The sequence below is a fragment of the Streptomyces sp. NRRL B-24484 genome (assembly GCF_000717715.1).
GTDB lineage: Bacteria > Actinomycetota > Actinomycetes > Streptomycetales > Streptomycetaceae > Kitasatospora.
The window spans coordinates 235,207-255,922 of record NZ_JOAI01000005.1 but is presented as its reverse complement, the minus strand read 5'-3'; the positions used below and the strand labels follow the sequence as shown (position 1 = coordinate 255,922).

The window sequence follows — 20,716 nt, the reverse complement described above, 5'->3', positions numbered from 1 at the left end:
GCTCCGGGGACGGGTCACGGGGTCGACATCCAGCGTTCCCGCAGGCCCGCGAGGACGGCGATCGACACCGCGAGCAGGACGAGGCTGAGCGCGATGGCCGCCTCCGGCTCGGACTCCATCGCCAGGTAGACGGCGAGCGGCATGGTCTGGGTGCGGCCCGGGAAGTTGCCGGCGAAGGTGATCGTGGCGCCGAACTCGCCGAGCGCCCGCGCCCAGGCGAGCACCGCACCGGCGCCGATGCCGGGCGCGATCAGCGGCAGGGTCACCCGGCGGAAGGCGGTGAGCCGGGAGGCACCGAGGGTGGCCGCGGCCTCCTCGTAGCGCGGGTCGGCGGCGCGCAGCGCGCCCTCCACGCTGATCACCAGGAAGGGCATCGCGACGAAGGCCTCGGCGAGCACCACGCCGGGCGTGGTGAACGGCAGGGTGATCCCGAAGGCCGAGTCCAGCGAGCGGCCGACGATGCCGTTGCGGCCGAGGACGAGCAGCAGGGCGACGCCGCCGACCACCGGCGGCAGCACCAGCGGCAGCGTCACCAGGGCCCGCACCAGCCGCCGGCCGGGCAGTTCGGTGCGGGCGAGCAGCCAGGCCAGCGGCACTCCGAGCACCAGCGACACCCCCGTGGCCGCCGTTGCGCAGATCAGCGAGAGCCGGAGCGCCTGCCACACCTCTGGGCTGGAGAGCTGCTCGGGCAGGGCGCTCCACGGCGCGCGCACCAGCAGCCCGACCAGCGGCAGGACGAGGAAGGCCAGGCCCAGCAGGGCCGGTAGGAGCAGGGCGTACGGCACCCGCCCGCCGCCGCGCCGGGCGCGGCGGCGGGTCACGGCGCGCGTGGGCGTCACGGCGCCTGGAAGCCCGCGGCGGTCAGGGCCTGCGAGGCCTCGGCCGACCGGATGTACGCGACGAAGGCGGCGGCGGCCGGGGCGTTGGGCGCCTTGGCCAGTGCGGCGATCGGGTAGTCGTTCACGGCCTTCGCCGCCTCGGGGAACTCCACACCCTCGATCTTCGCAGCATCGGCCTGCACATCGGTCCTGTACACGAGCGAGGCGTCGACCTCGCCGAGCTCGACCTTGGTGAGGGCGCCCTTGACGTCCTGCTCCAGGGTGACGGGGGTGATGGTGACCCCGCCGGCCTGGAGGGCCTTCAGGGCGGCGGCGCCGCACGGCACCTCCTTGGCGCAGAGCGCGACCTTGACCCCGGAGAGGTCCTTGAGGGCGGCGATGTGCTTCGGGTTGCCCTTGGGGACGGCGATCTCCAGGGTGTTCCGCACGAACACCTGCGGCGTGCCCTCGGCGGCCTTGGCGTCGCTGACGGTCTTCATGGTGGCCGGGCTGGCGGCGGCGAAGACGTCCGCGGGGGCGCCGGAGACGATGCTCTGGGCGAGCGCCGAGCTGCCGCCGAAGTTGAAGGTCACCTTCACGCCGGGGTTGGCGGCCTCGAACTTCTTGCCGAGCGCGGTGAAGGTCTCCTTCAGCGAGGCGGCGGCGAAGACGGTCAGGTTGCCGGAGACCTTGGCGGCCGAGGACGGGGCCCCTGCGGAGGCGGTGGAGGACGCCGGCGCGGCGTTGCTGCTCGCGGTGCCGCTGCTGCCGCAGGCGGTGAGACCGGCGGCGAGGGCGATCGCGGCGAGGGCGGCGACGGCGGAACGGCGTCTTGCGGTGCTCATGGGGGTTCCCCTTCTGCCGCGCCGCTGGGAGGCGCGGAGGTGCGGTGACAACGGCGATCATACTGTCGTAGATGCGGGCCACACGTCCCCTGTTTCATCGCACAGGCCAGCATGTGGACGCCCCACCTCTCGCATGTGCGATGGCCCGGGTCGAAAATCCCTGGCCCCGCCGCCGGGCCGCCGCCAGAGTGTTCCCCGTCGTATCGAACGGGGAGGGACACCGATGTCCACACTGCGCGTCACCGCGGAACACCTGACCATCCTGGAGCACCCGAACGCCGACGCCCTGGAACTGGCGCAGATCGGCCTGTACCGGGCGGTGGTCGCCAAGGGCGCGTACCGCACCGGCGAGACCGCCGTGTACATCCCCGAGCAGGCCGTGCTGCCGGCCGCGCTGATCGAGGAGCTCGGACTGACCGGGCGCCTGGCCGGCTCCAACACCGACCGGGTCAAGGCCGTCCGGCTGCGCGGCGAGCTCTCGCAGGGCATCGTCTGCCGCCCCGCCGACCTGGCGGACGTCGACCTGGCCGCGGCCGCCGAGAGCGGCGAGGACTTCGCGGAGCGCCTCGGCATCACCAAGTGGCGCCCGCCGGTCCCCACCCAGATGAACGGCGACGTCGAGGCCGCCCCCGACCTGCTGCCCTGGGTGGACATCGAGAACCTCAAGCGCTTCCCGACCGTCTTCGAGCCCGGCGAGCCGGTCGTCGTCACCGAGAAGGTGCACGGCAGCTGCTGCCTGGTCACCTACCACGCCGAGTCCGGCGAGGTGCAGGTCTCCTCCAAGGGCATCGGCGCCCAGGGCCTGGCCCTCAAGGAGGACGACACCAACCTGTACTGGCGGGCGGTGCGGGCGCACGGCGTCCCCGAGGTGGCCGCGGCCCTCGCCGAGCGGATCGGCGCCAGCCGGGTCGGCGTCTTCGGCGAGGTCTTCGGCGCCGGCGTGCAGGACCTCTCCTACGGCGCCTCCGGCCGCACCGAACTCCCCGGCTACGCGGTGTTCGACGTGTCGGCCGTCGTCGACGGGCAACTGCGCTGGCTCGACGCCGCCGAAGTGCTCGACGGCGAGCTGCCGGTGGTGCCCGAGCTGTGGCGCGGCCCGTACGACCAGGCCGTGGTACTGGAGCTCGCCGACGGCCGGGAGACCGTCTCCGGCAAGGAGCTGCACATCCGCGAGGGCGTGGTCGTCCGGACGCGGACCGAGCGGTACAGCCCCGTCACCGGCGGCCGGGCGATCGCCAAGGCGGTCGGCGGCGCCTACCTCACCCGCAAGGGCGGCACCGAGTACGAGTGACCCGGGCCGGGCGTGTGTGCGGACCGTCACGTGACGTCCGCACGCACGCCCTACTCTCCTGACGACCACTCAGTCACTATGGAAACAGGAGAGATCCAACCCGAGGGGGACACTGTGCAGGCCACCACCCGGACACCCGGCCCGACGGGGCTGCCGCTGATCGGCTCGATGCTCGACCTGACCCGCGACCCGCTCGCCGCCTACCTCGCCGCGCACCGCGAGCACGGCGACGTGGTGCGCTTCACCGCCGGGCCGCCGGGGCTGCGCGTCGAGTTCTACATGGTGTTCTCGCCGGAGGGCGCCCAGCAGGTGCTCGCCACCCGCGCCGCGGACTTCCGCAAGGACAACACCATGTACGAGGAGGTCCGGCTCAGCCTCGGCAACGGCCTGCTCACCGCCCAGGACGCCGACTACCAGCGACAGCGCCGGCTCGTCCAGCCGCTCTTCACCAAGCGCCGGGTGGACGGCTACGCCGACGCGATCGCCCAGGAGTCCGCCGCCCTGGTCGAACGCTGGGCCACCGTCCCCGGCGGGGTCGTCGACGCCGCCGAGGAGATGTCCGGCTTCGCCCTGCGGGCCGTCGCCCGGATCCTGTTCGGCACCGACGTGGAGGAGGCCATCGGCGCCGTCCGCCGCAGCTTCCCGGTGCTCGGCGCCTACGTCCGCGACCGCGGCTTCGCCCCCGTCCGGGTCCCCCGGCAGTGGCCCACCCCCGGCAACCGCGAGGCCCGGGCCGCCGAACGCGAGCTGTACGCCGTCTGCGACGCGATCATCGCCCGGCGCGCCGGCCAGGACTCCGACGACCTGCTCGGGCTCCTCGCCGCCGCCCGCGGCGAGGACGGCGAGCAGCTCGACCCGTCCGAACTCCGCGACCAGGTCCTGATCTTCCTGCTGGCCGGCCACGAGACCACCGCCACCTCGCTGGCCTTCGCCCTGCACCTGCTCGGCAAGAACCCCGCGGAGCAGAAGCGCGCCCGCGAGGAGGCCCTCGCCGTGCTCGGCGACCGGCCGCCGCGGGCCGACGACCTCGCCGCCCTGTCGTACACCACGGCCGTGCTGAAGGAGGCCATGCGGCTGTTCCCGGCCGCCGCGGTGATCGGGCGGCGCGCGGTCGCCGACAGCGAGATCGGCGGCGTCCGGATCCCCGCCGGTGCGGACGTCCTCGTCTCTCCGTACGTGACGCACCGCCACCCGGGGCACTGGGAGGAGCCGGAGCGGTTCGACCCGGAGCGGTTCACCCCGGAGCGGGAGGCCGGTCGGCACCGCTACGCCTGGTTCCCCTTCGGCGGCGGACCGCGGGCCTGCATCGGCCAGCACTTCTCGATGCTGGAGTCGGTGCTGGCGCTGGCCGCCGTCCTGCGGGAGTTCGAGGTCGAGACGGTCGACACGGACGTCCCGCTCGGCCAGGCCATCACCCTGGAGGCCCGCGGCCCCGTCCGCATCCGCCTCACCCGGAGGTAGGGGGAGGCGCACATGGGCCGCGCCCCCGATGGGTTGTCCCGGCGTGAGGGGTGTGCCGATAGGGGCGCGGGGAACTGCGCAGTGCGGGAGTGGGCATCCGGACAGCTCGGGGTGAGCCTTGGTCCGTGCGGTGGCCCGCATCCGAATCGCGCAGTTCTCCCCCCCAGCCTTGGGCCGGGAGGCCCACCCACGCGCCCCTGGTTCAGCTGTCGCCTATTTGACGGTGCAGGGGGTGTTGTTGAGGGTGAAGGAGGCGGGCTTGGTGTTGGTGCCCGTCCAGGTGCCGTTGAAGCCGAACGAGGTGGTGCCGCCGTTGGCCGGGAGGCTGCCGTTGTAGCCGAGGTTGGCGACGGTGACGTCGGCGCCGGTCTGGGTGACGGCGCCGTTCCAGAGCGAGCTGACGGTCTGGCCGTTGGCGAAGGACCACTTCAGCGTCCAGCCGTTGACCGCGGTGCCGCCGGTGTTCTTGACGGTCACGTTGGCGCCGAAGCCGCCGCCCCACTGGCTGCTGACCGCGTAGGTCACCTCGCAGGAGGACCCCGGGTCGGGAGAGGTCGAGCCCGAGGGTGAGGCGGACGGCGACGGCGAGGCCGGGTTCGAGCCGGAAGCCGAGGCCGAGGCGGAGGGCGACGGGGAGACGGTGGTCACCACGGAGGTGTCGCCCACGATGATGCCGCGGCCGTTGGTGGAGACGTACACCCGGCCGTAGACCCGCGGGTCGCCGGTGATCGCGGCGCCCGTCCAGCCCCACTGGTGGTTGTCGTCGTTGATCCGCACCCAGGTGGCGCCGGCGTTGTCGGAGCGGAAGATGCCGCGGACGCCGCCGATCTGGGCGCTGGTGTAGAGCGCGGGGTAGGAGGTGCCGGTCGCGGCCTTGCCGAAGCCGATGCTGTCGGCCTTGTCCACGCCGGCGAGCCGGGTGAAGGACGCGCCGGAGTCGGTGGAGTGCCACAGGCCGTAGGCGGCGTCGTCGGCGCCGCCGGCGAACCAGACGTCGCCCTCGGTGGTGGTGAGCGCCTTGAAGCGGACGTTGCCCTTGGCCGGCAGGCCGGTGGCCGCGGTCCTGGCGAAGGTGGCGCCGCCGTCGGTGGAGAGGTAGAAGGCGCCGGCCGCGTAGCCGTAGAACTTCTTGGGGTTGACCCGGTCGGCCTGCACGCTCGCGCCGGCCGGCAGGCCGCCCGCGGTCGTCCAGGAGCTGCCGCCGAAGGCGCCGGCCACGGGGGAGGCGCCGCCGGGGGACCAGACGACCCGGGTGCCGTCGGAGGAGAGCGCGACGGTGCCGCCGGAGGTGATGCCGCTCGGCTCGCTGCTCGCCGCGTACCAGTTGGCGCCGTTGTCGTTGGAGAAGGCGATGTGCTTGTCGGTGGAGCCGCTGGAGGTGTTGCCGACCCGGACGACGGTGTTGCCGTTGGTCTGGGCGAAGTCCAGGGCGGTGGTGGTGCCGTGGTTGGGCGACTGGAACATCATCGCCGGGGTGGTGGTCAGCGAGGTGTGGCGGAAGCCGCCGATGTCGCCGAGCGCGCTGATCAGCGGGGCGCCGGTGGGCGGGCTGATCAGGTCCTGGACGGCGGTCTCCTCCAGGCCCTCGACCATCGGCTTGACGGTGATCTTCGAGCCGGCGTCCCAGGCGGTGAGGTTGTCGGTGCCGTAGAGGGTGGCGCCGGTGCCGTACATCATCCGGTCGGAGTTGAACGGGTCGATCTCCAGCGACTCGGTCATCCAGCCGAGCTTGGGCGTCTCCTCCGGCGGCGAGGGGTGGTTGCCCCAGCTCAGCCACGGGGAGGTGGTGGTGTCCAGGGTGTAGTGGTCGACCCGGTTCGGGTAGCCGTTGTACTCCCAGATCGGCTTGAAGGTCGCGCCGTAGTCGGTGGAGCGGTAGATCTGGGTGTCCGGCCACCAGGAGCTGTAGCCGGTCACCATCACCACGTTGGGGTGCTGGCGGTCGACCGACAGGCCGCTGTAGCCGAAGTAGGCGCCGGAGTCGGAGGACTTGACCGGGCTGATCTGCAGCCAGGTGCCGGCCTTGGTGTCGTACCGCCAGACGTCGCCCTTGGCGCCGTCGTACGGGCCGCCGGTGTCGCTGGTGGCGAGGTAGAGGTAGCCGTTCGTGCTGTCGAGCACGCCCTTGTGCGGCAGGAAGCCGGTCGGCTGGCCGGCCAGGCGGGTCCAGGTGGTGCCGCCGTCGGTGGAGCGGTAGACGTTGTTCTCCTTGTCGGCGACGCCGACGTAGACCGTCCTGGTGGCGGCGCCCGCGGCGGCGCTGGACTTGTCGAAGGTCACCCAGAGCACGCCCGGGTTGGAGCTGAGGTAGCCGCTGGTGTCGGTCGGGTCCTGCTGGTAGTTGCCGGCGTTGGGGAAGGCGGTGACCTTGGCCCAGGTGGCGCCGTAGTCGGTGGACTTCCAGAGGCCGTTGCCCTCGGGCGCGCCGAAGTAGACGATCCGGTCGTCGTTGGGGTCGACGGCGAGCCGCTCGCCCATGCCGCGGCCGGGCATGTTGCCGCCGATCTTGAACGGCATGGTGGTGCGGGCCCAGGTCCTGCCCTTGTCGGTGGAGCGCAGGATGGCGCCGTTGTTCGGGTCCCAGCTGTTGGTGTAGTTGCCGGCCGCGACGTACACCCGGTCGGTCTGCACGGGGTCGGTGGCGAGCGAGGCGACGCCGGTGAGGTTCCAGTCGTTCCAGCCGACGGAGTCGAGCAGCGGGATCCACTTCTTGGTGGCCGGGTCCTGGCGGTACGCGCCGCCGATGTCGGTGCGGGCGTAGACCAGGTCCTTCTCGGTCTGGTTGAAGACGATGCCGGGGACGAAGCCGCCGCCGTCGACCCTGGCGTTGCTCCAGGTGTAGGTGCCGGAGGTGGCCTCGGTGGCGGCCGTGGCGGTGCTGTGCAGGCCGGCCAGCCAGGACACCGCCAGGCCGCAGCTCACCGCCAGCGCCGTGACGGCCGTCCGGGGACGGGAGAGGACAGGGGGCATGGGGAACGGACTCCTTCGCGGGCCCGCGAGGGGTGGGGAGAGGGCCACCACGGTCGACGCGACCGTGGGGAGGGATGCCCCCGCGCAACGGGTGGGGCGCGTCGTGCGGGCCGTCGTGGCGTGACCCTAACCGCGGCCGTGTCCGGGCAGAAGGGCGGAGCACGAGCCCTGTCCGCAACCGGACATGACAGGCCATCAGCCGTTCCGGGCACACGGAGCCCGCCCATTCGAGCACACCCGCCGGGCCCGACGGGCAGCTTTTCACATCTTCCGGTGACCATTTGCGGACGCTGGGTAGCGTCCACCGCATCCGAGAAGCCCTTCGCACGTGCGAACGGCATATGACCGACCGTCCGGTCACGTCCTTCGGAGGCCCTGATGGGAACCATGAACCACGTCAGCTTCGGCTGGCCGACCCCGGCCCTGTCGTACCTGATGGCCTGCGTCGGTGCCGCGCTCGGTCTGCGGTGCACCCTGCGGGCGCTGTCCGCGACCGGGCCGTCCCGCCGCAACTGGCTGCTCACCGCCGCCGCCGCGATCGGCTCCGGGATCTGGACCATGCACTTCGTCGCTATGTTCGGCTTCACCGTCGAGGGCACCGAGCTGCGCTACGACGTCCCGCTGACCGTCCTCAGCCTGCTCGTCGCCGTCGTGGTCGTCGGCATCGGCGTCTTCACCGTCGGCTACGGCCGGCACCGCGGCCGCAGCATCCTGCTCGGCGGCCTCACCACCGGTGTCGGCGTCGCCGCCATGCACTACCTCGGCATGGCCGCGCTGCGGCTGCACGGCACGGTGGAGTACGCCCCGGCCACCGTGGTGCTGTCCGTCGCGATCGCCGTCGGCGCCGCCACCGCGGCGCTCTGGGCCGCCGTCGCCATCCGCACCCTGGTGGCCGCCGGCGGCGCCGCCCTGATCATGGGCGTCGCGGTCAGCTGCATGCACTACACCGGCATGGCCGCCGTCCACGTCCACCTGGACCCGGCCCGCACCGACCTCGGCGGCGCGACCCCGATGCAGTTCGTCTTCCCGCTCGCGGTCGGCCTCGGCTCCTTCCTCTTCCTCACCTCCGCGTTCGTCGCCCTGTCCCCCACCGCCCAGGAGCGGGCCGCCTACCGCGAGGCCGGCGAGCTCGCCATCGAGGACCTCGGCGCCGCCGACCTCGACCGCGCCGCCTAGGACCGCACACCACGGTCACGGGCGCCCCTGACGCCACCGCTCGAAAGGACCCCGCGCCCCATGCGAGTACGCCGCGGCACCCCGCGCAGCGCACCGGCGACCGGACCGAGCCCCGCCGGCCGCAGCCCCGGCCGCACCGGACCCGCCGGCCGGCACCGCGGCCCGCAGGCCCGCGAGGAGACCGCCGACGGCCCCGGCCCCGCCGCGGCCCCGGCCCGCTCGGCCGGGCTGCGGCTGCGCCCCCGCACCGTCCGCGCCAGGATCGTCGCCCTGCTCATGGTGCCGGTGGTCTCCGTGCTGGCCCTCTGGTCCTTCGCCACCGTCACCACCGCCCGCGGCGTCTGGGACACCCTGCACCTCAAGGCCGTCACCCGGACGGTGCTCGACCCGGTCGCCGCCACCGTCGCCGGCCTGCAGGCCGAACGCACCGCCGCCGGGCAGCTGCTGGCCGGCGGCCCGCCCGGCCGGGAGAACGCGCTGCGCGAGGCCGCCGCCGCGACCGACCGGGCCGCCGCCCCGCTGCACCTCGCCGACGGCTACAACCGGGCCGACGCCGAGGGCCTCGGCGACGAGACCGCCGGCCGGGTCGACGAACTCACCGCAGCCGTCGCCGCCCTGCCCGCGCTGCGCGCCAAGGTCCTCCAGCACCAGGCCGGCTGGCCCGAGACGTACGCCGCCTACAGCGCCGCGATCGACCGCGCCCTGGAGGTCACCGGTTCGGTCACCGCCCTGCAGGACCACCGGGTCGCCTCCGACGCCCGGGTGCTGCTGGAGTTCTCCCGGGCCCGCGAACTGCTCGCCCGCGAGGACTCCCTGCTGCGGGCCGGTCAGACCGCCGGCGGTCTCGGCGAGGCCCAGCGGGGCGAGTTCGGCGCCGCCGTCTACGCCCGGCGGCTCTTCGCGCAGACCGCCTCGCGCGACCTGCGCCCGGCCGACCGCTCCGCCCTGCAGGCCGTCACCGGCGGTGCGGACTACCGCGAACTCGTGCGCCTGGAGGACGCCGTCCGGGACGCCCCCGACGGGCGTGCCGCCCTGCAGACCGTGCCCGCCGACCGCTGGGCCGACCTGGCCGACGCCACCGCCCGCGGTCTGGCCGGGGTGGAGCGGGCGGCCGGCAGCGCCGCCGCCGAACGCTCCGACCCGTACGCGCTCGGGCTGTTCACCCCCGCCGGGCTCGCCGTGCTGCTCGGCCTCGCCGCCGTGCTCGCCTCGCTGCTGATCTCCGTCCAGATCGGCCGCGGCCTGGTCACCGAACTCGTCAGGCTGCGCAACTCCGCCCTCGAACTCGCCGGCCGCACCCTGCCCGCGACCATGCGCAGGCTGCGCGCCGGCGAGGAGATCGACATCGCCGCCGAGGCGCCGCTGCGGCCGCACGGCGGCGACGAGATCGGCCAGGTGCGCGGCGCTCTCGGCCGGGTGCAGCGGGCCGCCGTCACCGCCGCGGTGGAGCGCGCCGAGGTGCTGTCCGGGGTGTCCGGGGTCTTCGTCAACCTCGCCCGGCGCAGCCAGGTCCTGGTGCACCGCCAGCTCACCCTGCTGGACGCGATGGAGCGCCGTACCGAGGACCCGGCGGAGCTGGCCGACCTCTTCCGCCTGGACCACCTCACCACCCGGATGCGCCGCCACGCCGAGGGCCTGATCATCCTCTCCGGGGCCGCGCCCGGGCGGGCCTGGCGCAAGCCCGTCCCGCTGATGGACGTGGTGCGGGCCGCCGTCGCCGAGGTCGAGGAGTACGCCCGGGTCGAGGTGCACCGGCTGCCGTACGCGGCGGTCTCGGGGCAGGCCGTCGCCGACCTCACCCACCTGGTCGCCGAACTCGTCGAGAACGCCACCGGCTTCTCGCCGCCGCACACCAGGGTGCACGTCCGCGGTGAGCAGGTCGGCAACGGCTACGCGGTGGAGATCGAGGACCGCGGCCTCGGCATGGGCCCGGAGGCGCTCGCCGACGCCAACCGCCGGATCGAGGCGTCCGAGCAGGTCGACCTCTTCGACAGCGACCGGCTCGGCCTCTTCGTGGTCAGCCGCCTCGCCCGCAGGCACGGCGTCCGGGTGTCGCTGCGGCCCTCCGCGTACGGGGGCACCACGGCGGTGGTCCTGCTGCCGAACGCCCTGCTGGAGACCGGGACGGCGGCCGAGGCGAAGCCCGCCGAGGACGTACTGCCGGTCGCGCCGGCACCCGAGCGGCCCGAGCGGCCGGAGCAGCTCGATCCGCCGATCGTCCGCCCGCTGCCGACGGCCGCGCCCTTCGGCGCCCTCGGGGGCGATCCGGGGGTGCTGCGGCCGACGCCGTTCCGGGCCGACGGGACGAGGCCCGCACCAGGTGTGCCGTCGGTGCCGCCGGCCCGGTCGGCCGAGCCCCCGGCGCCCGCACCTGCGGCGCCCGCACCTGCGGCGCCCGCACCGGCGGTGCCCGCAGGGCGGCCCGCGGCAGCACCGGCCCGCCGTCCGGCGGCCGCTCCCGCCCGCGCGGTGCAGGCCGCCCCGGCCGGCGACCGGGAGGACCGGGGCGACGGCGAACTGCCGCGCCGGGTCCGGCAGGCCAGCCTCGTCCCGCAGCTGCGCGAGGCCCCGGCCCGGCCGCCGACGGCACCGCGCCGGGACGGCGGACAGCCGGTCGGCCGCAACCCCGAGGAGGCCCGCGCCGCGATGTCCGCCTTCCAGCGCGGCTGGGCCCGCGGCGCCACCGAGCCACCGATCCGACCGAACCCCACCGGAGGAGAGCACCGATGATCGGGACCACGCACCACGCGGGCGAGCTCAACTGGCTGCTCGACGAACTCGTCTCCCGGGTCGCCGAGGTGAGGTTCGCCGTGATGCTCTCCGCGGACGGCCTGGCGATGGGCACCTCCGCCGGACTCGGCCGGGAGGACGGCGAGCACCTGGCCGCGGTCGCCTCCGGCTTCCACAGCCTGGCGAAGGGCGCCGGGCGGCACTTCGACGCCGGAGAGGTCCGGCAGACGATGGTCGAGCTGGAGCACGGCTTCCTCTTCGTGGCCGCCGCCGGTCAGGGCACCTGCCTCGCCGTCTTCTCCACCGCCGACGCCGACCTCGGGCTGATCGCCTACGAGATGGCCCGCCTGGTGCGCCGGGTCGGCGAGCACCTGTACGCGGCGCCGCGCAGCACGGCGGGGGGCTGAGACCGATGCCGTACCCGCCGCGCCGCTACCTGCCGGGCAGCCCGTTCGGCTACCCGCCGCCGCCCGATTCGCCCGTCCACTGGTACGACGACGCGGCCGGCCCGATGGTCCGCCCGTACGCGGTGACCAAGGGCCGCACCCGGCCGGCCGGGGCCGAGTTCGACCTGATCGCGCTGGTGGTCAGCGACGTTCCCGAGGGCGTCGACCTGCCCGTCGGCCCCGAACAGGCCGTCATCCTCGACCTCTGCCGCGGCAACGCGCTCTCCGTCGCGGAGATAGCCGCCGACGTCGACCTGCCGCTCGGCGTGGTGCGGGTGCTGCTCGGCGACCTGCTGGACGCCGAGTACATCCGGGTCAGCCGGCCCGTCCCGCCCGCCCTGCTCCCCGACGAGCACATCCTCCAGGAGGTCATCAATGGACTCCGCGCTCTCTGACGGTTCCGTCCTCGCGCTGAAGATCCTCGTCGCCGGGGGCTTCGGCGTCGGCAAGACGACGCTGGTCGGCTCGGTCAGCGAGATCCGGCCGCTGCGCACCGAGGAGCAGCTGACCGCGGCCGGCCGCGGTGTGGACGACCTGGGCGGGGTGGAGCAGAAGACCACCACCACGGTGGCGATGGACTTCGGCCGGATCACCATCCGCGAGGGTCTGTCGGTGTACCTCTTCGGCACCCCGGGCCAGGACCGGTTCTGGTTCCTCTGGGACGAGCTGGCGCAGGGCGCGCTCGGCGCGGTGGTGCTCGCCGACACCCGGCGGCTGACCGACTGCTTCCCGGCGGTGGACTTCTTCGAGCACCGGGGCATCCCGTTCGTCGTCGCGGTGAACCGCTTCGCCGGCACCCGGGACTTCGGCCCGAAGGAGGTGGCCCGCGCGCTCGACCTCGACCCGGACACCCCGGTGGTGGCCTGCGACGCCCGGCGGCGGGCGTCCGGCAAGCAGGTGCTGGTCGATCTGGTGGAGCACGCGGGCCGGGTGCACGCCGCCCGGCTGCTCGCCGACACCCGCCGCTGAGCGCGACGCGGGCCGGGCCGGGCCGACGGCACCCGAGCGGGGCGGGGCGGCACCGCAGCCGCCCCGCCCCGCGGCCCGTGCCGCCGGCCGACGTGAGGAGTCGGCCGGCGGCCGGGGGCCGGCCGGTGGTCGGGTGTCAGCCGATGGTCAGTACGGCCTTGCCGGCCACCCGGCGCTCGCGGACGGCGGCGAGCGCCTCGTTGATCCGCTGCCAGTCCTCGCGGTAGGCGATCTCCACCGAGAGCGACCCCGAGCCGACCAGCCCGGCCAGCGTCGCGAGGTCCTCGTCCACCGGCGCGCCCGTGACGAACACGAAGTGCCGCAGGACGGCCTGCTCGTGCCCACCGAAGAAACGGAAGAAGGAGACCGGGGTGTCCTCACCGGAGGAGTTGCCGTAGCTGAACACCGTGCCGCCGGGGCCGACCAGCTCCAGTGCCGCGGTGAGCGAGGCACCGCCGGCGGCCTCGTACACCACCGCGAACGGGCCCCCGGCCTCGGCCGGGTCGGTGACCACCGCGGCGGCCCCCAGCTCGGTGAGGCCCTTGGTTCGCTCGGTGTTCCGGGCGACGGCGGTGACCTCCGCACCGGCCGCGGCGGCCAGCTGGACGAGGATCCGGCCCACACCGCCCGCCGCCCCGGTGACCAGCACCCGCCGGCCGAGCAGGGTGCCGGACTCGCGGACCAGGCGCAGCGCGGTGAGCGCGGCGACCGGCAGGGTGGCGGCCTCGGCGAAGCCGACGGTGTCCGGCAGGGCGGCGACGAAGCCGGCCGGTACGGCGATGCGCTCGGCCCAGGAGCCGTCGGCGAGCGACAGCGCCACCACGCGCTGGCCGGCGGTGAAGCCGTGCGCGGTCTCCGCCACCACGCCGGCGACGTCCCAACCGGGCCGCCAGCCCTCGTCGTTGGTGGGCAGGTTGAGGATCTCTCCGCGGTTCACGGAGAACGCCTTGACGTCGATGAGGACGTCGCCGGCGGCGGGAGCGGGGTCGGCGACCTCGCGGAAGGCCACGTCGCCGGTGGCAGGGGTGTTGACGATCGCGCGCATGCGGGTCCCTCGGATTCGTGGGTTCGTCGGTGCGGAGCGGTGGGCTGCGGCGGCGCGGGTGCCGGTCAGCCGTCGGTGCTGACCAGGTACGTGGCGGCGAGGTCCTTGCCGCCGTGGCCCTGCTCGACCGCGCGGGCGAAGCGGGCGGCGACGGCCGCCGCCATGTCCAGCCGCAGCCCGGCGGCGTCCGCCTCGGCGAGGATCAGCCGGGCGTCCTTCGCGGCGGTGGCCAGGCCGAAGGCGGGGGAGAAGTCCCCGGCGGCGACGGCCGCGGCCTTGCCCTGCAGGTAGGGGCTGTCGAGGCCGCCGCCCGCGACGGTCTCGGCGAACACCCGGGCGCTCAGGCCGAGGCCCTCGGCCAGCGCGATCGCCTCGGCGGCGCCGGTGGCGGTGGCCAGCACCCAGCTGTTGACGACCAGCTTCAGCCGGGAGGCGGCCGCGCCCGCCGGGTCGTCGGCCAGCCAGACGGTGCGGTCGGCGACCGCGGTCAGCACGTGGACGGATGCGGCGCGGGCGCGCTGCGAGCCGGCCGCGAAGACCACGAGCCGGCCGGCCTCGGCGGGCTGCCGGGTGCCCAGGACGGGGGCGTCGACCAGGTCGAGGCCGTGCTCGGCGGCGAAGGCGGCGAGCGGGCCGAAGCCGCTCGGCCCCACCGTGGAGGTCTGCAGCCAGACCTGGCCGGCCGTCAGCCCGTCGGCGGCGGCACGGACGACCTCCAGCACGGTCGGGCCGTCGGTCAGCATGGTGATCACGACGTCGGCGCCGCGCACCGCCTCGGCGGGGGAGTCGGCGACCGCCGCGCCCGCGGCGGCCAGCGGTTCGGCGGCGGAGCGGGTGCGGTTCCACACCCGGACGTCGAGACCGGCCCGGCACAGGCTGCGGGCCATGCCGGCCCCCATGATGCCGGTGCCGAGCACCGCCACGGTCGTGCGGCTCACAGTACGCCCTTGGGGGAGTCGCCCTCGTGCAGCTGGCCGAGCACCCGCAGCTCCAGCGGCTCGGCGAGCAGGTCGTCGAGCAGCCCGGCCAGTTCGGTCAGGTGCGGGGTGCCGAGGTGACGCTCCAGCGCCTCCCGGCCGGGCCAGCGCTCGATGGCGAGGAACACGTCGGGGTCGTCCAGGTCCTGGTGCATGGAGTAGTGGATGCTCTCCTCCTCCGCGTGCGTCGGGGCGATCACCGCCCGCAGGCGGCGCTCCAGTTCGTCCCGCCTGCCGGGCTTGGCGACGGCCCGGCCGACCACGGTCACAGTGCTCACGGTGCTCTCCTCCGGCTGTTCACAGCGCTGTTCACAGCGCTGTTCGCGGCGCGCATGACGATCCGTCATGCGCGTTTGCATCGAAACCGTAGCACCATTCGATATCTGATGGCAGTGGAGATTCTGTCGGCACCTTCGGCTTGACGATAGGTATTCGACATCTTATGGTCTTCCCGAGTCTTACAGTGGCTGCCCCGGGACGGGGGAGCCGTTCCACGAACCGACAGGGAGACCCCCGATGCGCTACCGCTACCTGGGCGACACCGGCCTGGCCGTGTCCGAACTCTGCTTCGGCGCCATGACTTTCGGCGGGGGTGCCTCCTTCCTCGGGGCGCCGGACCGCAACTGGTCCGAGTTCGGCACCGTCCAGGACCAGGACGTGCACCGCCTGATGGACCTCGCGCTGGACTCCGGCATCAACTTCTTCGACACCGCGGACGTCTACAAGAACGGCATGGGCGAGGAGTTCTTCGGCCAGACGCTGTCGAAGGTCCGCGACCGCGTGGTCATCGGCACCAAGGGCCGCTGGCGGGTGGACGGCGACGGCCCGAACGACTTCGGCTCGACCCGCCACCACCTCAACGCGGCCGTCGATGCGAGCCTGCGCCGGCTGCGCACCGACTACATCGACCTCTACCACCTGCACGGCTTCGACCCGCGGACCTCGCTCGACGAGACCCTGCGGGTGCTCGACGACCTCGTCCGCTCCGGCAAGGTCCGCTACATCGGCGTCTCCAACTTCGCCGCCTGGCAGCTGATGAAGGCGCTCTCCGTCTCCGAGCGCCGCAACCTGGAGCGTTTCGTCTGCTACCAGGGCTACTACAACCTCGGTGCCCGCGACCTGGAGTGGGAGATCATCCCGCTCGCCCAGGACCAGAAGGTCGGCATCACCGCCTGGAGCCCGCTGGCCGGCGGCTTCCTCACCGGCAAGTACCGCCGCGGCGAGGGCCGTCCGGTGGGCAGCCGGCTCGCCGAGGCCACCCCGGCCGAGTCCGCGCCGCTCACCGACCAGGAGCAGGCGTACGACATCGTCGACGAGATGGCCCGGATCGCCGAGGCGCGTGGTGCCACCGTCGCCCAGGTCGCCATCAACTGGGTGCTGTCCCGGCCGCAGATCACCTCCGCGGTGATCGGCGCGACCAAGATCCACCAGCTGGAGGACAACCTCAAGGCGATGGAGTGGGAGCTGTCCGCCGACGAGGTGGCCGCCCTGGACAAGGTGAGCGAGGCCCGCGTCCCCTACCCCTACTGGCACATCGCCACCGTCGGCGCCGACCGCAAGCTGCCCGGCGACGTCTACCCGGCCTGAGCCGGGACCGGTCCGACCCCGGACCGGACGATCCGTCCGCTGCCGCGTCCCCCGTCGCGGCGGCGGCGACCGCGGCGGGGCCCGCCCGGAGCGGACCCCGCCGCACAGACCCTGCACCCCCACGCCGTACCCCGTCCCCCCGTCCCCCGTTCTCCGCCCGGCCGCGCAGGTCGGGGGACGCGCGGAACAGTGAGTACCCGACCGGGCGGGTGCGCGGTCCGCTGCCCCGGGCCCCGGCCGGCGACGGCGCACGGGCCGGGGGCCCACCACCTCCGCGCCGGTCCGCCGGCCCCCGGGCAGGCCACCGCCCCGCCGCCGCGTGAATCCTCCGCGGCTCGTGACGCCGCCGGCCGCCCGGTTCCGCACACCCGGCGTGCCCGCTGCCGCCCGCTGCCCCGGCCGCGAACCGCTGCCGCCCTCGGGCCGCGCTCCGGCCGGCACCACCGACTCCGGCCGCCCGCCCGGGCGGCCGGTCCCACCCATCCGAACCCACCCGGAAGGACGTTCCACCATGAGATCCGTCAGAGCCCTGCTCCCGGCCGCCCTCGCCGCCGCCCTGCTGGTCGGCACCGCCCCCGGGGCACTGGCCGCCGGCCCCGGCGCCACCATGCCCAACCTCGGCGACAGCAGCGTCGCCTACACGGTGATCTCCGCCTACGAGCACATCCCGGCCGCCGCGCGCGACACCGTCATCGCCGCCGCGCAGCAGGAGGGCTACGCCTCCCGCCGGCACGAGCCCGGCACCGAGAGCGTCCACGTCGTGCCGGACCCCGACCACCCGGACCGGATCGTCGTCGCCGAGACCTTCGCCTCCGCCGCCGCCCACCGCGCGCACCGCCGCGGCCCCTACGCCCGGAACTTCGCCGCCCTGCTCGCGGCCCACGGCGTCACCGGCCCCGCCACCACCGTGGCCAACTACTCGCTCGCGACCGACGACGGCACCGGCCGCGTCGCGCCCAGCGGCGGCGACGACGGCCACGTCTTCACCGTGGTCGCCGAGTTCACCAACGTGCAGCAGGAGTACCGGGACGCGTTCCTCAAGGTCGCGAAGGCCGACGGCTACTTCTCGCTGACCGGTGAACCCGGCACGCTCGGCTTCCACTTCGTTCCGGACCCGGCCGACCCGACCCGCTTCGTCTTCCTGGAGACCTTCACCGACGAGGCGGCCTTCACGGCCCACCTGAACGGCTCTCCGGCCGCCGCCTACCTGGACGTGGTCGCCAAGGGCCACATCGTCGGCCCCCACTTCTTCGTCACGCTCGCCACCACCGGCTTCGACCGGCCCGGCGGCTGGTCCGTCCCCAACCGCAAGGCGTAGGGCGCGACTTCGAGGGCGTGCCACGGCCCGGTCCGGCTCCGGCCGGCGGCCCGCGCGTCCTTCGGCGAAGCCGCCCGCGGGGCGGGCGCCGGCAGGTCCGGCCACCTCGCCTGACTGTTCGTCAGCGGTGGTTCGTAGGCTGTGCCGTGTCCGGGGTGCGGCGGTCCGGGTCCCGTGAGGGCGGGACGCCGGGCCGCCGCACCCGCATGCGGGCCGGTGTCCCGCCGTCCCGCCTCCGGCCGCAACCCCCAGGGGGAGAGCCCATGTCCGTCCAGAACGCCCTGCTCACCGGGAAGGTCGCGCTGATCACCGGCGCGAGCAGCGGGATCGGTGCCGCGGCCGCGCGGGTCTTCGCCGCCGAGGGTGCCGCCGTCGTCCTCGCCGCCCGGCGCGAGCAGCAGCTCGCCGACCTCGTCGACGAGCTCACCGGCAAGGGGCTGGAGGCCTGCTACGCCGTCACCGACGTGACCTCGGACGCCGACGTGGCCCGTGCCGTGCAGACGGCCGTGTCGCGCTACGGACGCCTCGACGCCGCGTTCAACAACGCCGGGTACGGCGCCGAGCAGACCCCGCTGCACCTGATGGAGCAGGAGGTCTTCGACCGGATCATCGACGTCAACCTGCGCGGCGTCTGGTCCTGCATGCGGCACGAGATACCCGCCATGCTGGCCGCGGGCGGCGGGGCGATCGTCAACACCAGCAGTGTCGCCGGGCTGGTGGCCACGCCGGTGGCCGCGCCGTACGTGGTCTCCAAGCACGCCGTGGTCGGCCTGACCAGGGCGGCGGCCAACGAGTACGGCGCCCAGGGGATCCGGGTCAACGCGGTGGCGCCGGGCACCACCCGGTCGGAGATGATCGAGCAGTGGCTGGCGATCCGGCCCGACATCGAGGCCCGGCTGCACGAGGCGACCCCGCAGCCGCGCACGGCCGCACCGGAGGAGATCGCGGAGGCCGCGGCCTGGCTCTGCAGCGAGCGCTCCTCCTTCGTCACCGGCGCCGTCCTGCCGGTGGACGGCGGCTACACCGTGCGCTGACCCCGACGGCGGCACGGCCTCCGCAGGGCGGCCCGACACCCGCCCGCCGCACGCCCGCTCGCCGCACGGCCCGTCCGGATCTCCGGGCGGGCCGTTCTGCATACCGAACGGTCCGTATGTGTGTCGGAGCATCAGGTGCGACCGGCCCGGTTCCGCCGGTGCGCGGGCGTCCGATCGCCGGAACAAACCTACGGGATCGACTGTTTTATCGTCGGCTGTACTGGCCGGTGCACTACGATGCGCTGCGAACTGCTGCGAGGTCGGGAGGATGGCCATGGTGAGACAGGAGAGGGCGGAGCGGACGCGCCAGCGGATCGTCGAGGCCGCGGCCGAGGTCTTCGACCACAGCGGCTTCGCGGGCGCGAGCGTGTCGGAGATCCTGGCCCGGGCCGGCGTCACCAAGGGGGCGCTGTACTTCCACTTCCCGTCCAAGGAGGCGATCGCGGAGGAGATCCAGGGCGCCGAGGTCGGCACCCTGGAGAGCGCCGCCACCGCCACCGGCCCCTTCCTGCAGGCCATCGTCGACGTGTCGTACGCGATGGCCGCCGCCCTGCGGGAGAGCCCGACGGTGCGGGCAAGCATCCGGCTCGCGATCGAGAGCTCCTTCTCCGAGCCCTCGCCCGGCCCGTACGTCGCCTCGATCGACCTCGTCCGCACCCTGCTGCTGCGCGCCCAGGGGGAGGGCTCCGTCCGGCTGGACCTGGACGTCGACGCCGCCGCCCGGTTCGTCATCAGCTCCTTCACCGGCACCCAGATCGTTTCCCAGGTGTTCACCCGCCGCGAGGACCTGGAGGAGCGGCTCGCCGAGCTCTGGGCGTTCATCCTGCCCGGGCTGGCCGTGCCGGAGTGGGCCGGCCGCCTCCGGCTGACCGCGCCCGAGCCCGTCCCGGCCGGCTGACCGCCCGTACCGCGGCTGCGGTGCCGCCGGCGGGCGCCGGACGGTCCCGTGGCGCACGCGCCGTCAGACGCCGCCCCGTGACCCACCGTTCCTCCCGGTGCTCCGGGCGATAGCGCGCGCTTCCCCGGCCTTCCCGGTGTGCCCGGCGATTCCCCTGCGCCCCCACCCGTCCGCCGGGCCGTCCGGTGCGGCGAGTCTGTGTCGTCTTCGTGATTTCCGGAATGGGCTCGGCGTCGGGGGAAATACTTGTCGTGGCCTGGTCATTTGATACTTATATAACAGCGACTTCGGTCGGTTTCACTTCGGGGCGGCAACCGCTTCCGGGGCCCTGCGGCCCTGGTCGGGCCGGTCCGGCGGGCACCGACCCGCCGTTGTGGGAAGCAGAGGAGAGGTGGGTGCCGTGCCCAGTCAGGAGCGCGCCGAACGGACCCGGCGGAGCTTGATCGTCGCCGCCGCCACGGCATTGGACGAGTCGGCCGTGGAGGTGCTCGGCGGCGACGCGCTGCCCGGCCTGGACGCCATCAGCCGGGCCGCCGGGGTGTCCAAGGGGGCGCTGTACTACCACTTCCGCTCCAAGGGCGAGCTGATCGAGGCGGTCCGCGCCGAGGCCCGCGGCGAACTGCGCCGGCTGACCGCCGAGTGCGTGGCCGCGCACGGCCCGGGCGCAGGTCTGGACGCCGTGGTGGACGTCGCGGTGGCGGTGGCCGGGCTGCTGGACCGGGACCCGGTCTGCCGTTCCGGCGTCCGGCTCGACAGCGCCGAGGGCTTCGCGCTGGCGGCCGGCGGGGGCCCTCCGGAGTGGATGGCGCCGATCGGTGCCCTGCTGGCCTCGGCGGCGGACCGCGGCGAGCTCCGGGAGGGCGTGGTGCCGGGCGAGGCGGCGATGGCGCTGACCGCGATGGCCGCCGGCGTGCTGCTGATCTGCGAGCGCAACGCCGGCGTGAGCCGCACCGAGATGGTCGCCCGGCTCTGGGGGGCGGTGCTGCCCGGCCTCGCCGCGCCGCCCGCCGGCGGCTGTCCGTTCCTGGCCGCGGACTGCGAAGCCGTGCCCGCTGACCTCGGCAATTGACAAACCGGTCGGTCGGTTCTTGAATCGTTCCTACCGATGCGTGGAACGTGCGTGCGCGCCTCGGAAAACCGTCGATTCGTGA

The 20,716-nt window shown here is 74.3% G+C and carries 18 protein-coding genes; 12 read left to right on the top strand and 6 right to left on the bottom strand.

Going from position 1 to position 20,716, the window contains the following annotated elements:
* Positions 1-14: 14 nt before the first annotated feature.
* A complete protein-coding gene (gene modB / locus IE98_RS0106720; RefSeq protein ID WP_030265711.1) occupies positions 15-839 on the bottom strand; it encodes a molybdate ABC transporter permease subunit in 825 nt (274 codons plus the stop codon).
* The gene (modA, locus tag IE98_RS0106715; RefSeq protein ID WP_030265708.1) at positions 836-1,663 is read right to left on the bottom strand and encodes a molybdate ABC transporter substrate-binding protein; all 828 of its coding nucleotides are present in this window, start codon (positions 1,661-1,663) and stop codon (positions 836-838) included. Before modA ends, modB begins: the two co-directional genes overlap by 4 nt.
* Positions 1,664-1,886: 223 nt before the next feature.
* Between modA and IE98_RS0106710 the strand changes: the two genes are divergently transcribed.
* Positions 1,887-2,954, top strand: coding sequence for an RNA ligase (ATP) (locus tag IE98_RS0106710; protein WP_030265705.1), 1,068 nt, complete (start codon positions 1,887-1,889; stop codon positions 2,952-2,954).
* Positions 2,955-3,068: 114 nt separating this feature from the next.
* Positions 3,069-4,415, top strand: coding sequence for a cytochrome P450 (locus IE98_RS0106705; RefSeq protein ID WP_030265702.1), 1,347 nt, complete (start codon positions 3,069-3,071; stop codon positions 4,413-4,415).
* A 213-nt stretch (positions 4,416-4,628) separates the two neighbouring features.
* Here the strand turns inward: IE98_RS0106705 and IE98_RS0106700 are convergent, their stop codons facing one another.
* Complete coding sequence (locus IE98_RS0106700; RefSeq protein ID WP_052390207.1) at positions 4,629-7,385, bottom strand: cellulose binding domain-containing protein; 2,757 nt, start codon at positions 7,383-7,385, stop codon at positions 4,629-4,631.
* Positions 7,386-7,763: 378 nt separating this feature from the next.
* On the opposite strand from IE98_RS0106700, the gene IE98_RS0106690 reads away from it, so the two are divergent.
* Genes IE98_RS0106690 through IE98_RS0106670 form a run of 5 tightly spaced genes read left to right on the top strand, consistent with a single transcriptional unit; the run spans position 7,764 to position 12,706 of the window.
* Positions 7,764-8,561 carry an MHYT domain-containing protein gene (locus IE98_RS0106690; RefSeq protein ID WP_030265694.1) on the top strand — a complete coding sequence of 266 codons (798 nt, stop codon included), beginning with the start codon at positions 7,764-7,766 and terminating at the stop codon, positions 8,559-8,561.
* Positions 8,562-8,621: 60 nt separating this feature from the next.
* Entirely contained in the window at positions 8,622-11,291 is a 2,670-nt protein-coding gene (locus tag IE98_RS0106685) for a nitrate- and nitrite sensing domain-containing protein (protein WP_052390206.1), read from the top strand.
* Positions 11,288-11,698, top strand: coding sequence for a roadblock/LC7 domain-containing protein (locus IE98_RS0106680; protein WP_030265689.1), 411 nt, complete (start codon positions 11,288-11,290; stop codon positions 11,696-11,698). Before IE98_RS0106685 ends, IE98_RS0106680 begins: the two co-directional genes overlap by 4 nt.
* A gap of 5 nt (positions 11,699-11,703) precedes the next feature.
* Positions 11,704-12,132, top strand: coding sequence for a DUF742 domain-containing protein (locus IE98_RS0106675; RefSeq protein WP_030265688.1), 429 nt, complete (start codon positions 11,704-11,706; stop codon positions 12,130-12,132).
* Positions 12,113-12,706, top strand: coding sequence for a GTP-binding protein (locus IE98_RS0106670; protein WP_030265685.1), 594 nt, complete (start codon positions 12,113-12,115; stop codon positions 12,704-12,706). The genes IE98_RS0106675 and IE98_RS0106670 overlap by 20 nt, the downstream gene beginning before the upstream one ends.
* A 136-nt stretch (positions 12,707-12,842) precedes the next feature.
* Here the strand turns inward: IE98_RS0106670 and IE98_RS0106665 are convergent, their stop codons facing one another.
* From IE98_RS0106665 to IE98_RS0106655, 3 genes are all read right to left on the bottom strand, one after another.
* Positions 12,843-13,751 carry a zinc-binding dehydrogenase gene (locus IE98_RS0106665; protein ID WP_030265677.1) on the bottom strand — a complete coding sequence of 303 codons (909 nt, stop codon included), beginning with the start codon at positions 13,749-13,751 and terminating at the stop codon, positions 12,843-12,845.
* Positions 13,752-13,816: 65 nt separating this feature from the next.
* Positions 13,817-14,689, bottom strand: a complete 873-nt coding sequence (locus tag IE98_RS0106660; RefSeq protein ID WP_030265675.1) for an NAD(P)-dependent oxidoreductase — start codon at positions 14,687-14,689, stop codon at positions 13,817-13,819.
* On the bottom strand, positions 14,686-15,006 hold the full coding sequence (locus IE98_RS0106655) for a putative quinol monooxygenase (protein WP_043173553.1): 321 nt from the start codon (positions 15,004-15,006) through the stop codon (positions 14,686-14,688). Before IE98_RS0106655 ends, IE98_RS0106660 begins: the two co-directional genes overlap by 4 nt.
* A gap of 238 nt (positions 15,007-15,244) precedes the next feature.
* Here IE98_RS0106655 and IE98_RS0106650 point away from each other — a divergent pair, with 238 nt between their 5' ends.
* The 5 genes from IE98_RS0106650 to IE98_RS44305 all read left to right on the top strand — a co-directional run bounded on the left by IE98_RS0106650 (position 15,245) and on the right by IE98_RS44305 (position 20,634).
* The gene (locus tag IE98_RS0106650) at positions 15,245-16,315 is read left to right on the top strand and encodes an aldo/keto reductase (protein WP_030265670.1); all 1,071 of its coding nucleotides are present in this window, start codon (positions 15,245-15,247) and stop codon (positions 16,313-16,315) included.
* 511 nt (positions 16,316-16,826) lie between these two features.
* Entirely contained in the window at positions 16,827-17,633 is an 807-nt protein-coding gene (locus tag IE98_RS51880; protein WP_030265667.1) for an antibiotic biosynthesis monooxygenase, read from the top strand.
* Between the two features lie 263 nt (positions 17,634-17,896).
* Positions 17,897-18,667 (top strand): glucose 1-dehydrogenase, encoded by a 771-nt coding sequence (locus IE98_RS0106640; RefSeq protein WP_030265664.1) that lies wholly within the window; start codon positions 17,897-17,899, stop codon positions 18,665-18,667.
* 274 nt (positions 18,668-18,941) lie between these two features.
* Positions 18,942-19,565 (top strand): ScbR family autoregulator-binding transcription factor, encoded by a 624-nt coding sequence (locus IE98_RS0106635; protein WP_030265662.1) that lies wholly within the window; start codon positions 18,942-18,944, stop codon positions 19,563-19,565.
* Positions 19,566-19,965: 400 nt separating this feature from the next.
* A complete protein-coding gene (locus IE98_RS44305) occupies positions 19,966-20,634 on the top strand; it encodes a TetR/AcrR family transcriptional regulator (protein ID WP_159400840.1) in 669 nt (222 codons plus the stop codon).
* The last annotated feature ends 82 nt before the right edge of the window (positions 20,635-20,716 follow it).

Excerpts from the sequence above, each read along its gene's own strand:
- IE98_RS0106650 (WP_030265670.1), top strand. The coding sequence starts at position 15,245 with ATGCGCTACCGCTACCTGGGCGACACCGGCCTGGCCGTGTCCGAACTC.
- modA (WP_030265708.1), bottom strand. The coding sequence starts at position 1,663 with ATGAGCACCGCAAGACGCCGTTCCGCCGTCGCCGCCCTCGCCGCGATC.
- IE98_RS51880 (WP_030265667.1), top strand. The coding sequence starts at position 16,827 with ATGAGATCCGTCAGAGCCCTGCTCCCGGCCGCCCTCGCCGCCGCCCTG.
- IE98_RS0106635 (WP_030265662.1), top strand. The coding sequence starts at position 18,942 with ATGGTGAGACAGGAGAGGGCGGAGCGGACGCGCCAGCGGATCGTCGAG.
- IE98_RS0106665 (WP_030265677.1), bottom strand. The coding sequence starts at position 13,751 with ATGCGCGCGATCGTCAACACCCCTGCCACCGGCGACGTGGCCTTCCGC.
- IE98_RS0106675 (WP_030265688.1), top strand. The coding sequence starts at position 11,704 with ATGCCGTACCCGCCGCGCCGCTACCTGCCGGGCAGCCCGTTCGGCTAC.
- IE98_RS0106670 (WP_030265685.1), top strand. The coding sequence starts at position 12,113 with ATGGACTCCGCGCTCTCTGACGGTTCCGTCCTCGCGCTGAAGATCCTC.
- IE98_RS0106640 (WP_030265664.1), top strand. The coding sequence starts at position 17,897 with ATGTCCGTCCAGAACGCCCTGCTCACCGGGAAGGTCGCGCTGATCACC.
- IE98_RS0106700 (WP_052390207.1), bottom strand. The coding sequence starts at position 7,385 with ATGCCCCCTGTCCTCTCCCGTCCCCGGACGGCCGTCACGGCGCTGGCG.
- IE98_RS0106685 (WP_052390206.1), top strand. The coding sequence starts at position 8,622 with ATGCGAGTACGCCGCGGCACCCCGCGCAGCGCACCGGCGACCGGACCG.
- IE98_RS0106690 (WP_030265694.1), top strand. The coding sequence starts at position 7,764 with ATGGGAACCATGAACCACGTCAGCTTCGGCTGGCCGACCCCGGCCCTG.
- IE98_RS0106680 (WP_030265689.1), top strand. The coding sequence starts at position 11,288 with ATGATCGGGACCACGCACCACGCGGGCGAGCTCAACTGGCTGCTCGAC.
- IE98_RS0106710 (WP_030265705.1), top strand. The coding sequence starts at position 1,887 with ATGTCCACACTGCGCGTCACCGCGGAACACCTGACCATCCTGGAGCAC.